General features: G+C 72.9%; 10 protein-coding genes, 2 tRNA genes and 1 riboswitch. Of the genes, 3 read left to right on the top strand and 9 right to left on the bottom strand.

The features are described 5' to 3' along the window. Positions 1-37: 37 nt before the first annotated feature. Positions 38-1,489, top strand: a complete 1,452-nt coding sequence (locus ACZ5FU_RS11900) for a PrsW family intramembrane metalloprotease (protein ID WP_468645447.1) — start codon at positions 38-40, stop codon at positions 1,487-1,489. 34 nt (positions 1,490-1,523) lie between these two features. On the opposite strand, the gene ACZ5FU_RS11895 is transcribed toward ACZ5FU_RS11900, so the two are convergent. From ACZ5FU_RS11895 to ACZ5FU_RS11880, 4 genes are all read right to left on the bottom strand, one after another. Next, positions 1,524-2,468: an aldo/keto reductase gene (locus ACZ5FU_RS11895; RefSeq protein ID WP_451780511.1), complete on the bottom strand. Its 945-nt coding sequence runs from the start codon at positions 2,466-2,468 to the stop codon at positions 1,524-1,526. 120 nt (positions 2,469-2,588) lie between these two features. Further along, a complete protein-coding gene (locus ACZ5FU_RS11890) occupies positions 2,589-3,623 on the bottom strand; it encodes a M23 family metallopeptidase (protein WP_451529185.1) in 1,035 nt (344 codons plus the stop codon). A gap of 9 nt (positions 3,624-3,632) precedes the next feature. Then, positions 3,633-3,790, bottom strand: a riboswitch (cyclic di-AMP (ydaO/yuaA leader). Between the two features lie 304 nt (positions 3,791-4,094). Beyond that, positions 4,095-4,168: transfer RNA gene (locus ACZ5FU_RS11885), tRNA-Met, on the bottom strand. Between the two features lie 147 nt (positions 4,169-4,315). Further along, entirely contained in the window at positions 4,316-5,455 is a 1,140-nt protein-coding gene (locus ACZ5FU_RS11880) for a dihydrofolate reductase family protein (RefSeq protein ID WP_451780513.1), read from the bottom strand. Between the two features lie 128 nt (positions 5,456-5,583). Between ACZ5FU_RS11880 and ACZ5FU_RS11875 the strand changes: the two genes are divergently transcribed. Beyond that, entirely contained in the window at positions 5,584-6,105 is a 522-nt protein-coding gene (locus ACZ5FU_RS11875; protein ID WP_451529187.1) for a MarR family winged helix-turn-helix transcriptional regulator, read from the top strand. A gap of 116 nt (positions 6,106-6,221) precedes the next feature. After that, the gene (locus ACZ5FU_RS11870; RefSeq protein WP_468645451.1) at positions 6,222-6,857 is read left to right on the top strand and encodes a GTP cyclohydrolase II; all 636 of its coding nucleotides are present in this window, start codon (positions 6,222-6,224) and stop codon (positions 6,855-6,857) included. On the opposite strand, the gene ACZ5FU_RS11865 is transcribed toward ACZ5FU_RS11870, so the two are convergent. From ACZ5FU_RS11865 to ACZ5FU_RS11845, 5 genes are all read right to left on the bottom strand, one after another. Further along, complete coding sequence (locus tag ACZ5FU_RS11865) at positions 6,844-7,572, bottom strand: NUDIX domain-containing protein (RefSeq protein WP_451529189.1); 729 nt, start codon at positions 7,570-7,572, stop codon at positions 6,844-6,846. The two genes, ACZ5FU_RS11870 and ACZ5FU_RS11865, sit on opposite strands and share 14 nt — an antisense overlap. A 230-nt stretch (positions 7,573-7,802) precedes the next feature. Continuing rightward, on the bottom strand, positions 7,803-8,591 hold the full coding sequence (locus ACZ5FU_RS11860) for a DeoR/GlpR family DNA-binding transcription regulator (protein ID WP_451529190.1): 789 nt from the start codon (positions 8,589-8,591) through the stop codon (positions 7,803-7,805). 136 nt (positions 8,592-8,727) lie between these two features. After that, positions 8,728-8,800 (bottom strand) — tRNA-Lys (locus tag ACZ5FU_RS11855). A gap of 89 nt (positions 8,801-8,889) precedes the next feature. After that, entirely contained in the window at positions 8,890-10,422 is a 1,533-nt protein-coding gene (locus ACZ5FU_RS11850; RefSeq protein WP_451780515.1) for an amino acid permease, read from the bottom strand. 211 nt (positions 10,423-10,633) lie between these two features. Next, entirely contained in the window at positions 10,634-12,748 is a 2,115-nt protein-coding gene (locus tag ACZ5FU_RS11845; protein ID WP_451529192.1) for an FG-GAP repeat domain-containing protein, read from the bottom strand. Positions 12,749-12,869: the final 121 nt, after the last annotated feature.

The raw sequence follows: 12,869 nt of genomic DNA, 5'->3' as shown, positions 1-12,869 counted from the left end.
TCCCACCACCGTCCGCTCCCTCGTTAGGGTCGATGCCGTGGCCACCAGCTCCCCGTTCCCACCGCTGCCCCCTCACCCGCCGCGTCCCGGCGGCCCGGCCGAGGGCGGTGGGCGGCGGCACGCGCACTGGTGGCAGCACACCTGGGTCCGCTACGGCGCGCTGATCACGCTGCTCGCCCTGTCGGGTCTGGTGATCGTCGCCCTCGTCCGCGAGCAGACGGGCACGGAGGGGTTCCTGGTCGGACTGGGGCTGGCGATCCTTCCGGTGCCCCTGCTCATCGCCGCGTTCCGCTGGCTCGACCGGGTGGAACCCGGTCCCTGGCGGAACCTGGTCTTCTCGTTCTCCTGGGGCGCGTGCGCGGCGGCGCTGATCGCGATCGTCGCCAACAGCTTCGCGGTGCGCTGGATAGCGACGGCGACGGCCGACCCGGCCCATGCCGACACCCTGGGCGCGACCGTGATCGCGCCGGTCGTCGAGGAGACCGCCAAGGCGGCGGCCGTCCTGCTCGTGTTCCTGTTCCGCAGGCGGGACTTCACCGGGATCGTCGACGGGGTCGTGATAGCCGGGATCACCGCCACCGGCTTCGCGTTCACCGAGAACATCCTCTACCTCGGCAACGCGTTCGGCACCGACCAGCTCACCGGGGACGGCGGCATCGCCTCCGTCACCGTCGCCACGTTCTTCGTGCGTGTCGTCATGTCGCCGTTCGCGCATCCCCTGTTCACGGTGCTGACCGGCCTCGGTTTCGGCATCGCCGCGCTGTCCGGGGAGCGCCGGCGCGTGCGGCGCGTGGTGCTGCCGCTGTGCGGGCTGCTGCTCGCGATGATCATGCACGCCCTGTGGAACGGCTCCGCGACCTTCGGCGACTGGGGGTTCTTCGCCGTGTACGGGGCCTTCATGGTGCCCGCGTTCGGAGTGCTGACCTGGCTGGTGGTGTGGACGCGCCAGCGCGAGCTGGGCACCGTGCGCGACGAGCTGCCCGCCTACACGGCCGCCGGCTGGCTCGGCCCGGCCGAGCCGTACGCTCTCGGCTCGATGCGGGCCCGCAGGCTGGCCCGGCAGTACGCCCGACGGCACCTGGGCAGGCCCGCGGCACGGGAGGTGGCGCGGTACGAGGCCTACGCCACGTCACTGGCGTTCCTGCGGCACCGCGGGCGGCAGGGCCGGGGCGGCGCCGACTTCGTCGTGCGGGAACGGGAGTTGCTGAGCGAGCTGTGGCGGCGCAGGGAGGTGGCCCGGCCGGCGCTGGAGCACGCGTCCCGGCTGGCGGCCCCGGCGCCCCTGCCGGTCCACGGGATGTACGGCGTGCCCGGGTGGTACGGCTTCCCGGCGACACTGCACTCGCCGTCCGGGTACCACGGGTATCCCGGGTACGCCGCCCACCCGCAGACTTCGCCCCACCCGCACACCGTGCCCCACCCCCAGACCTCGCCCGACCCGTACGCCGCTCAGGACCCGTACGCCCCCTCCACCCCGTACGGGTCCTGAGCGGCGGGAGGGCACGTTCCTCGGGCCGAAGACCCTAGGCGGACGCCTCCGTGAGGCGGGTGAGCTCGGCCTCCGTCAGCTCCAGTTCGGCCAGTGCCAGCAGCGCGGGGAGCTGGTCCGCCGTGCGGGCGGACGCGATCGGGGCGGCGACGGTCGGCCGGGCGGCGAGCCAGGCCAGGGCCACCGTGGCGACCTCGGCGTCGTGGGCACGGGCGATCTCGTCCAGCGCGGTGAGCACCTTCTGGCCCCGCCCGGTCTCCAGGTGGCGGGCGGCACCCTGGGCACGGGCGCTGTCGACCGTCGTACCGGGGCGGTACTTGCCGGTGAGGAAGCCGGACGCCAGCGCGTAGTACGGCACGGCGGCGAGGCCGGACGCGGCGACCAGGTCCTGGAGTTCGCCCTCGTAGGTGTCGCGGGAGACCAGGTTGTAGTGCGGCTGGAGCGCCACGTAGCGGGCGAGGCCCTCGCGGTCGGAGAACTCCAGGGAGGCGCGGAGGCGTCCGGGCGAGATGTTGGAGGCGGCGATGTGCCGCACCTTGCCCGCCCTCACCAGTTCGTCGAGCGCGCCGACGATCTCCTCGACGGGCACCTCGGGCTTGTCGAAGTGGGTGTAGTAGAGGTCGATGCGGTCGGTGCCCAGGCGCCGCAGCGAGGCGTCGGCGGCGGCCTTGATGGTGGCGCCGGACAGCCCCTGGTGGTCGGGGTGCTGGCTCACCTTGGTGGCGATCACGACGTCGTCGCGGTTGCCGCGGGCCTTGACCCACTTGCCGATGAGGGTCTCGGACTCCCCGCCGCGGTTGCCCTCGACCCACGCCGAGTAGGAGTCGGCCGTGTCGACGAAGTTGCCGCCGGCGGCCGTGTAGGCGTCGAGGACGGCGAAGGAGGCCGCCTCGTCCGCGGTCCAGCCGAAGACGTTGCCGCCGAGGGCGAGCGGGAAGACCTCGAGGTCGGAGGAGCCGAGCTTGCGCAGAGAAGTCATGCCTGAAGACAACGCCCCGGCCGGAGGCGCGCATTCCGCACCTCCGGCCGGGGTTCACGAACATCCGGGAAACATCCGGGCGCAGACCTCACCGACCCCCGTGACACCTCCCGGAGGACCTCAGGGGGTGAGCCCCTTGCCCCGGAGCCAGGCGCCCGGGTCGATGCCGCTGCTGCTGCCGCCGGGGTGGACCTCCAGGTGGAGGTGGGCCCCGGTGACGTTGCCGGTGGCGCCGACGCGGCCGATGATGTCGCCGGTGGCGACCTTCTGGCCGACGCTGACGCCGATGGAGGACTGGTGGGCGTACCAGATCTCGGTGCCGTCCTCGAGGGTGAGCACGGTCTTGTACCCGTACGACCCGTCATAGCCGGCCGAGGTGATGGTGCCGCTGTGCACGGCCTTGATGAGCGTGCCGGTGGGGGCGGCGAAGTCGAGGCCGGTGTGGTACCCGGAGGACCAGTAGGCGCCGGCCTGGCCGAAGGTCGAGGTGATCGTGTACGAGGAGGTCGGCAGCGCGTACTGCTTGGCCAGCTCGGCGAGGCGCTCGGCCTCCGCCTTCTTGGCGGCCTCCTCGGCGGCCTTCTTCTTGGCGGCCTCGGCCTTGGCCGCGGCCTCCTTCTCGGCCTTGGCGGCGGCGTCGGCGGCGGCCTTGGCCGCGGCGGCCTCGGCGGCCTCCTGCGCCTTGGTCTCGACCTGGGTCTGCTGCGACTCGGCCTGCGCCATGATCCGGTTGCGCAGTGCCTCTCCGGCGTCGGCGCCGCTGTCGGCGCTGTCGGCGGCGGCGGTCTCGGTGCCGAAGGCGCCGAAGGCGCTGAGCGCGGGCGCCGCCTCCTCGGGGGTGTCGTCGTCCGAGATGAGGGAACCCACCGAGGGGAGGTCCGGCATGGAGATGGAGACCGGCGACTTGCCGGTGTTGGCGCTGGCCATGCCCGCGCCGCCGACGGCGGCTATGACGCCGACGCCGAGAACGGTGGAGCTGCGGGCGAGTCCGCCGCGCTGCTTGGCGACACGGTGCTTGCCCCGCACCGGGCGAACGGAATCCGCGGTGGGGTTCCATTCCTCCCAGGGGCCCTCGTCGCTGCGGTAGGTGCCGTAGCCGAAGGTCTGCTGGCCGGGCACGGCGGGGGCTTCTGGGGCAGGCCGGTTGGACGCCACGCGGGCGCACTCCTTTCCTTCCGTCGCCTACCGGGTTAGCTGACGGGTTCGGAGCGGGAAGGTCTCCTACGCGCGTATACCGGCCGTGACTGTACGGCGGCTTCCGCGTGATTCACCCCAAGTTGGTGGTTCCCCGGTTCCCTCGCGGGATTCGGCGCGTGCGCACGGAGCCGCCTCTGTGACGGCTGGGACGACCGCGCTGCGTTATCGAACGTTAATAGACGCGGGGGCGGGATTCCAAGCCGTTCGACTTGATCAACAACATTCAGGGCCTGGACTTTCGCCCCAGGAGCGGTGAAAAACGGGCGAGTTGACCGTCCGCTCGAAACGTTCAGGAGCCATCGGGATTTTGATGGTGACTCAGATGTTGTGCGCAGGGCTCCGGGGCGTTCACCGTGTGTGACGCGAAAGGCCGGCCGGACGCACCGAGGGCCGGAATCCAGTGATCGGATTCCGGCCCTCGGCCTTGAGTAGCGGGGACAGGATTTGAACCTGCGACCTCTGGGTTATGAGCCCAGCGAGCTACCGAGCTGCTCCACCCCGCGTCGGTGTGACACCAGTCTACGCCATGCGGGGGACGCTCAGAACCACGGCCGGAGCCGCGGCCGGAACCACTGCCGGAACCGGGGCGGACCGACAGGCCCGGCCCAGGGTCCCGCCGGGGAGGAGGCCGGGGCCCGGCCGGGGGCGGGTCAGGGGGTCCGGCGGAGCAGATGGCCGTTGGGTGCCTTCGCCTGCTCCTCGTACTCGGGAAGGACGACGACGTCGGCGCCCGCCGCGGCCAGCAGACCGCTCCCGTCGGCGTCGGTGACGAAGGTGTCCGGCTCCCGCCAGGCCGTCACGACCCGGCGCACGCCCGCGTCGAGGATCAGGCGGGCACAGGGGGCCGGCCGGGAGGAGCGCCGGGCGCAGGGTTCCAGGCTGCTGTAGACGGTCGCGCCGGCCAGCCGGGGGTCGGCGGGGTCGATCCTGGCGAGGGCCGCCTCCTCGGCGTGGACGACGGGATCGCCCGCCTCGCGGGAGTGGCCGCGCGCCAGCTCCGTGCCGTCGGCCGCCACCACGACCGCGCCGACGCTGAACGCGGTCCGCGACGGCGGACAGGCGGCGGCCAGCTCGCAGGCGAGGGCCAGCCAGTGCCGGTCGGCGGCGGCGGGCAGCGGTCCGGCGCCCGGTGCGGTGGGCTCGTACGTCATGAGGACCACGTCCTCGATGCGCCGGGTCCCCACCAGCCGCAGGCGCCCGCCCTGGTAGCCGCCGGGGCCGAACATCCGGGGCGCGTCCGGGTCGCCCACGAACAGGGGGGCCAGGACGAGCTGGAGTTCGTCGGCAAGGCCCTCCTGGAGGAGCTGGGTGTGGATCGCGCCGCCGCCCTCGACCATGAGGCGCCGTACGCCCCGCACGTCGTGGAGGTGTTCCAGCAGCCGGCGCCAGTCGAGGCCGGGGCCCAGCGGGACGACGTCCGTCGCGAGGCCGAGGACGCGGGCGCGGTCCGCGCCGGCGTCGGTCGTGAAGAGGACCTTCTCCCCGCCGGTGTGCCAGAACCGCGCCGCCGGGTCCAGCTCGCCGGTCCCGCTGACCGTGACCTTGAGGGGGTACTCCGGTTTCCCCGCGGCCACCCGGGCGGCACGGCGCACGGGCGAGTTGACCAGCAGGCGCGGGTTGTCGGCGCGGATCGTGCCGGCCCCGACCAGGATGGCGTCGACGGAGGCCCGCACCTCGTCGACCCGGTCGAAGTCGGCCGGGCCGGACAGCAGCAGCCGGTCGGGGCCGGTGTCGTCGAGGTGACCGTCGAGCGAGACGGCGGCGGACAGCAGGACGTACGGGTACGGCATCGGCGCGGGTCTCTCCGGGATCGGGGCGGGATCGGGATCGGGGGCGGGGCCGAGCCGGGGCGGCGGGGACGGGAACCGGCGGCACGGCAACGCTTGGTTCAAGTTTGAAACAAAACTACACTGGGCGCATGACGACTCGCTGGCTCACCCCTGAGGAGCAGCGCGCCTGGCGCGCGTACATCGCCGGATACCTCCTCCTGGAGGACGCGATCGACCGGCAGCTCCAGCAGGAGGCCGGCATGCCCCACGCCTACTACTCCATCCTGGCCCATCTCTCCGAGGCGCCGGAGCGGCGGCTGCGCATGACCGATCTGGCGGAGCACCTGAAAGTCACCCGCAGCAGGCTGACGTACGCCGTGACGCGGCTCGAGAAGGACGGGCTGGTGCGGCGCGAGGACTGCCCCTCGGACAGGCGGGGGAGCGTCGCGGTCCTGACGGACGAGGGCACGGCGGTCCTGGAGAGGGTGGCGCCCGGTCACGTCGAGACCGTGCGCGGCCTGCTCTTCGACCGGCTCACGCCCGCGCAGGTGGGGCAGCTGGAGGAGATCTTCACGCAGGTCGCGCGGGGCCTGCAGGGGGACGGCGGCGAGGCGCCGCCCGAGGATCCGCCGTGGCGCCGGCGCTCCTCGCCCTGCTCCGGGACGCCGTGAGCCGTCCCGCCGCTCCATTGCTTCAAATTTCAAGCATGGGGTAGGGTCACCCACCATGGATCTGCTTCAAATCTGAAGCAGAAGACGCGCACCGCCCCCCGACCCGGAGGACTCGCATGCCCGACACTCCCGCCGCCACCCAGCGCGCCCGCGTCCGGGTACCGCTGCGCTTCCACGACGGCTATGCGGCGGACGCCGAACTGGTCACCTTCGACGGCCTCGTCGACGGCCGGGAGCACGTCGCCGTCGTCCTCGGCGATCCCGGTCCTGTCCCGCTCGTCCGGCTGCACTCCGAGTGCCTGACCGGCGACGTCCTCGGGTCCGCCCGCTGCGACTGCGGCCCGCAGCTGCGCGAGGCGGTCGAGCGCATCGCCGACCGCGGCGGGGTCCTGCTGTACCTGCGCCAGGAGGGCCGCGGCATCGGCCTCTACAACAAGCTCGACGCCTACGCCCTCCAGGACCAGGGCCTCGACACCTACGAGGCGAACACCGCCCTCGGGCTGCCGGAGGACGCCCGGGACTACACCGCCGCCGCCCAGATGCTGGGCGCCCTGGGCGTCACGGAGCTGGACCTGCTGTCCAACAACCCCGACAAGGCCGAGCAGCTCCGCAGCCTGGGCATCGACGTCCACGACCGCGTGCCCACCGGCGTCTTCACCACCCCGCACAACGTGCGTTACCTGCGGGCCAAGGTCCTGACCACCCAGCACACGCTGCCGCTGGCCGACCTGACCGGAATCAGCGCGAGCTGAGACCCGCCCGCCCCTCCTCCGCCGGCTCCTCTCCCGCCGGCCGGCTCCGGCCGAACGGCCCCTCCAGCGCCGCCCACTGGAGCAGCATGATCGTCTTCGCGTCGGCGATCCCGCCGGTGCGGACCAGGGCGAGCGCCTCGGCGAAGGGCAGTTCCACGACCGTGATGTCCTCCCCCTCGTCCGCGAGGCCGGCCCGCCGGACGCCGGGCACCGAGCCGTCGTAGGGGGCGGCGAAGAAGCTCAGGCGTTCGGTGACCGAGCCGGGGCTCATGAAGGCGTCGAAGACGTGCTCGACCTCGCGGACGGTCCGGCCGGTCTCCTCCACCGCCTCGCGGCGGATCGCCTCCCGCGGGTCGTCGCCGTCCAGCAGTCCGGCCGCGGTCTCCAGCAGCATGCCGTCGGGGTGGCCGTTGACGTACGCGGGCAGGCGGAACTGACGGGTGAGCAGCACCGTGTGCCGGTCGGGGTCGTAGAGCAGGATGGTCGCGCCGTCGCCGCGGTCGTAGGTCTCGCGCCGCTCGCGGCTCCAGTGGCCGTCGCCGTGCCGGTAGTCGAAGGTGGTGCGGCGCAGCACCGACCAGTCGCAGGCGAGGACCTCGACGTCGACCACGCGCACACGCGCGTTGCCCGTCAGGTCGCGGCCCTGGCGGTCGAGTCCGGTCCGGCCGCGGGGGTCGGGGACGTCGATGCCGGGCCGGCCCGCCGGGGCGGTCATCGGGCACCGCCGGCGGCCGGTACGCCGGTGGCCTGCGGGTGCCCGGCCCGGGACCGGTCGGAGGCGGTCCCGTTCACGGCCCGTGCGCGCGCGGCGGGCTTCGCGGGGTCGTCGCCGGCGCCCGGACGGTACGGGCCGGCGACGGGGATCGTCGGGGACGGGTGGGACACGTGCTCACTCCTCGGCTCGGTGGGCGGACGGGCGTCCTGGACCAGCGGTGGATCGGCGTCTCAGACCAGCAGCGTCTCCACACCGGCCTCGCGCAGCGCCCGCAGGGTCTGCGGACCCGCGGGGTGGGTGTCGGGGACGGCCGCCGCGCCGTCGGTGACGAAGGTGTGGACGGCGTCGAGCGGGGCGACCCGGTTGAAGGCGCGCACGCCCAGCTTCGTCGCGTCGGCCACCGCGACCGTGCGGTCCGCCTGGCCGAGCCCCACCCGTTTCACGGCCGCGTCGTCGAGCGAGAACTCCGACCAGCCGTGCCCGGCGTGCACCCCGCCGATGGACATGACGAACAGGTCGAAGGCGAGGGACTCCAGGGTCCGCAGCGCCAGCGGCCCCACCAGGGAGCGCTCGCCGGGCCGCGAGCGGCCGCCGACGACCAGCAGCTCGACGCCGGGCCGGTCGGCCAGCCGTACCGCCGCCTGGAGGCTGAGCACCGCGACCGTCAACGGCCCGCGCGCGGCGAGATGTTCGGCCACGTGCACGGTGGTGGTCCCGGCGTCCAGCAGCACCCGCGCCCCCGGCTCCACCAGGCCGGCGACGGCCGCGCCCAGGCGGTCCTTGGTGACGCCCTGCCACGCCTGCCGCGCGTCGAAGCCGGCGCCCTCCTCACGGGCCCGCGCGGGGACGGCCCCGCCGTGGACCCGGCGCACCAGGCCCCGCCCCTCCAGCGCGTCGAGGTCGCGGCGGACGGTCATCTCGGACACCCCGAGCCGTTGCGCGAGTTCGGCGACGGACACCTGCCCCGCGGCTCCCTGGACGAGCCGCAGGGTCAGGTCCAGACGGTCGGCGATCCCCATACGGGCATTTCTATCATCTGGATGTGAGAACTCACATCCAGATGTGAGTTCCGGGACCGTCCGCCCGGGTCGCACCGCTGCGCCGGGGAACGACAGAGCCCCCGCGCCGGATCACTCCGACGCGGGGGCTCCCCGGTAGGCCCTGTGGGACTCGAACCCACAACCAATGGATTAAAAGTCCACTGCTCTGCCAATTGAGCTAAGGGCCCAGGCGATGTCGCCTCCCCGAGCATAGCCGGACGTGGCCGTGTCACCGATCGGGTATCGGCACACGGCCGCGCCGGGCGGCGAAGACCGGTCACGGATCGACCGGTTCCGCCGCCACCTCCGCCGTCTCGCGGGGGGCCGCCGGCCCGTCGGCGGGCCTGAGGAACCAGTGCCGCGCCGAGGCGAACCACCACACGGCCGCGAAGCCGAGCACGACCAGGACGGCCACCGGGGCGTAGTTGAAGGTCTCCGAGGTCACCGGGGAGACCTGGGGGAGCATGAACAGGACGGTGATGACGCCCACCCAGACGACGGAGACCACTCCGACGGCCCGGGACCACCGGCCCAGGTGCCAGGGGCCGCGGGCGAAGTCGTCGCCCCTGCGCAGCCGCAGCAGGGTCGGGATGACGTAGGCGATGTAGAGGCCGATGACGGCGATGGAGGTGACGGCCGCGTAGGCCGTGACGTTGATGAGGTAGGGCAGGCCCAGCAGCAGCGCGCCGCCGGCCGCGAGCCAGACCGCCGCCACCGGGGTCCGGGTGCGCGGGCTGACGGTGCGCCACAGCCGGGACAGGGGCAGGGCCCCGTCGCGGGAGAAGGCGTAGATCATGCGGCTGTTGGCGGTGACGGAGGCCATCCCGCAGAACAGCTGAGCGCCGATCACGACGAGCAGCAGCAGCTTGCCCGCCGTGGCGCCGAGCGCGTCGAGGAGGATCTGGGCGGGCGGGGCGCCGGTCGGGGAGCCGAGGGCGTCGTCGTAGGACCGGATGGCGAAGGTGAAGCCGAGGAGCAGGACGAAGCCCGCTATCCACGAGGTCCAGATGGACCGCACGATGCCCCGGGGTCCCGCGGTCGACGCGTCGTGCGTCTCCTCGGTCATGTGGGCGGAGGCGTCGTAGCCGGTGAAGGTGTACTGGGCCATCAGCAGGCCGAGGGCGACGACGTAGACGCCGCTGCCCCAGCCGGTGTTGTTGACGAACTCGCCGAAGACGAAGGACGCCGACCGGTGCTCGTCCGGTACGAAGGCCAGCGCGCCGACGATCACGGCCACCCCGAGGACGTGCCACCACACGCTCACGCCGTTGAGGAGCGCGACGATGCGCACCCCGAAGGTGTTGAGCAGGCCGTGCAGCACGAGGATCCCCGCGAACAGCAGGATCGTCCGGCCGGGTGTGACCTCGAAGTCGAACTGGAGATTGAGCCAGGCGCCGAGGAAGGAGGCGGCGCCGAAGTCGATGCCGGCGGTCACGGCGACCTGGCCGAGCACGTTGAACCAGCCCGTGAACCAGGCCCAGGCGGCCGCGCTGCGGGGCGGCGCCAGCCGGTGGGCCCAGAAGTACAGGCCGGCCGAGGTCGGGTAGGCCGAGCAGATCTCGGCCATCGACAGCCCGACGAACAGGGTCATCAGACCGACCACGACCCAGCCCCAGGTGATCACGGCGGGGCCGCCGGTGTTCATGCCGAACAGGTACAGCGTCAGGCAGCCCGACAGGACCGAGATGATCGTGAAGGAGACCGCGTAGTTGGAGAACGCCGACATCCGGCGCGCGAGGACCTGCGTGTATCCGAGCTGGGCCAGCCGTTCCTCGTCCGAGGGCCCACTCGCCGTGCCGTCATCTGTCATGCCCCCAGCAATTCCCTCGCCGGGAGCGTGACACACGTCACAACTTGGCCAGAAAGGACCCCTGCCGGTCCCGGAGACCGTCCGGGGCCCGGCCGACCGCGCCGGGCAGGCCCCGACAGGACCCGTCAGGCCCCGACGGCTCCTGACAGGACCCGGAAAAGTCCTGTCAGGGGCCGTGTCGGATCCGTCGGATCCGTCGGATCCGTCAGGACTAGAAGAGGCCCTTGTAGCCCTGCCAGCCGGTGGCGGTCCGCACCCGTGCGGAGAAGGTGCCCTTGCCGGTCCCGGGGATCCGCCACAGCACTCCCGCGGTGTCCCGCGCCACCAGGTCGGCCTTCCCGTCCCCGGTGATGTCGCCCACGCCGACGAGCGCGTTGTAGGAGGCGCCCCAGCCGGCGGACAGCTTCACGCGCCCCGAGAACGTCCCCCGGCCCGTCCCGAGGTACCGGTACAGGTTGTTCGCCTTGTCCTGCGCGAGGAGGTCCCCGACGCCGTCCCCGTTCAGGTCGCCGGCCCCGACGACCTTCTTGTACGTCTTCCAGTTGTCGTACAGCTTCACCGGCGCGGCCAGCCGTCCCGCGCTCGTGCCCTTGTAGAGGTACACGGTGCCGGTGGTGGCCCTGCGGACGATCAGGTCGGGGCGGCCGTCGCCGCTGACGTCGCCGGGAGCGGTGAGGACGTCGAAGGCGTTCCAGCCGGTGCCGAGCGACAGCCGGGAGCCGGAAGGGGAGTACGACACACCGCACTTGCCCGTGTAGCGGCGCAGTTCGCCGCCCGGCATGCGGACCAGCATCTCGGCGCAGCGGTCACCGGTCAGGTCGCCGAAGGGGACCGCGACGGTCCCGGCGGGCCAGCCGCCGGTGGACACCTTCCAGTCGAAGGTGCCCTTGCCGTGGGTGTAGTGCAGGCTCAGGGCACCCGACGCGTTCAGCGTGACCAGCTCGCCGTAGCTGTATCCACCCTGGTCGTGGTGGCCCTGGCGGCCGCCGGAGAGCCCGATCGCACCGCTCGTGGTGTAGGTGCCCGTGCCCTGGGTCGCCGTCGCGGTCAGGGTCCAGGTGAACCGGCCGTTGTAGGGGACGGCACCCGTGTCCGTCCGGCCGTTCCAGTTGCCCTCGGGCGCGGTGCCGGTGCCCGACTGAGTGTGCACGCGGTGACCCTGGGCGTCCTTCACGGTGAAGGTCCAGGCGGCCGGCCTGCTCAGCTGCCAGGTGCTGTTCCACCAGTCGTCCGCGACGCCGACGGAGGCGTCGTCGACCTCGGCCTCGATGGCCGTCAGCGGCTGCGACGGCACCCCGCTGCGCACCACGTGCACGGTGCCGTCCGGGTCCGCGTACGCGATGTCCCCGCCGAACTTGTCGACGGCCCAGGTCTGCCGCCGCTGGTCGGCGGTGTTCCCGGCCGGCAGGTCGGCGATCTCGCGGTCGGCCGCCGCCGTGCCGGTGTGGAAGTCGGTCAGCGTCAGCCTGCCGGCGGCGCGGTCGTGCCGCACCAGGTAGCCGTCGCCGACGAGCGCCGGCCCCGACGGCACGGTGACGTTCTTCTTCGCCGTGCGGTCGAACACCCCGGCCGCGCCCGTGGGGCCGCAGTTCCAGTAGACCCAGCGGCCCACCACCTGCAGTTCCTGGACCGTGCAGGGGGCGCCGGTGGCCAGCGTCTCCACGGTCTTCTTCTGCTCCAGGTCGTACGCGGTGACGGTGCCGTCGCCCGAGCCCGGCGCGTACAGCCGCGAGCCCCACACGGAGGCGGCGGTGGCGGCGCGGGTGAGGCGTACGTGCTGCACCTGGTAGGGCTGCACCGAGTCGACGTACTGCCTGCCGGTCGAGGCGGCCTCGTAGACGAAGTAGCGGCCGGTCGTGTCGACGTACCTGCCGCCGGTGACGAGGGGTTCGGAGCCGGAGTGGTAGCTGTCGCGGGCCGTCCAGATCTGGGCGCGCTCCTTGCCGCCGTACTCCTCGGAGTTGCCGAAGAAGACGCCCACGTGGCCGTTGCCGGCCGCCCGCAGCGGCACGCACGTGCCGGCGTCGCAGGGGGTCCGCGTCAGGTGCGCGCCGGTGGCGTACTCGCCGGCGTAGGCGCGCAGTTCGCGCGCGCCCACCGTGGCCCCGTCGGCCGAGACCGTCCGGTTGGTGACGTAGGGGTCGCCGTTGGGGGCGCGCTCCACCGTGGTCAGGACGCCCCCGGCGAAGTCGATCCCCCACACCCCGCCGGTGGTCAGCGGCAGGGGTGTGGTGTCCGCGGCGGCCGGGCCCGCGGTGGTCAGGAGGCCCGCGCCGAGGGCGACGAGGCTCGCGAAAGTGAGTGTGATCCGGGCACGCCGGGCCAATGGGTCCCTCCCCAGGGGATGCGAGAACGGCACGACGGCGGCGGTTCTTCCCCTCCAGCCGCTCTGTCCATGCCAAGCAGGGGAATGCTAGCAACCGGCTCGGGCCGACGTGGGGGAATGA

The organism is Streptomyces sp. NPDC031554, assembly GCF_055580685.1.
This window is presented reverse-complemented; position numbering and strand designations above follow the sequence as displayed.

Coding starts and splice junctions, on each gene's coding strand:
- ACZ5FU_RS11895 (WP_451780511.1), bottom strand. CDS start 2,468: ATGACTTCTCTGCGCAAGCTCGGCTCCTCCGACCTCGAGGTCTTCCCG.
- ACZ5FU_RS11860 (WP_451529190.1), bottom strand. CDS start 8,591: ATGGGGATCGCCGACCGTCTGGACCTGACCCTGCGGCTCGTCCAGGGA.
- ACZ5FU_RS11850 (WP_451780515.1), bottom strand. CDS start 10,422: ATGACAGATGACGGCACGGCGAGTGGGCCCTCGGACGAGGAACGGCTG.
- ACZ5FU_RS11865 (WP_451529189.1), bottom strand. CDS start 7,572: ATGACCGCCCCGGCGGGCCGGCCCGGCATCGACGTCCCCGACCCCCGC.
- ACZ5FU_RS11870 (WP_468645451.1), top strand. CDS start 6,222: ATGCCCGACACTCCCGCCGCCACCCAGCGCGCCCGCGTCCGGGTACCG.
- ACZ5FU_RS11880 (WP_451780513.1), bottom strand. CDS start 5,455: ATGCCGTACCCGTACGTCCTGCTGTCCGCCGCCGTCTCGCTCGACGGT.
- ACZ5FU_RS11875 (WP_451529187.1), top strand. CDS start 5,584: ATGACGACTCGCTGGCTCACCCCTGAGGAGCAGCGCGCCTGGCGCGCG.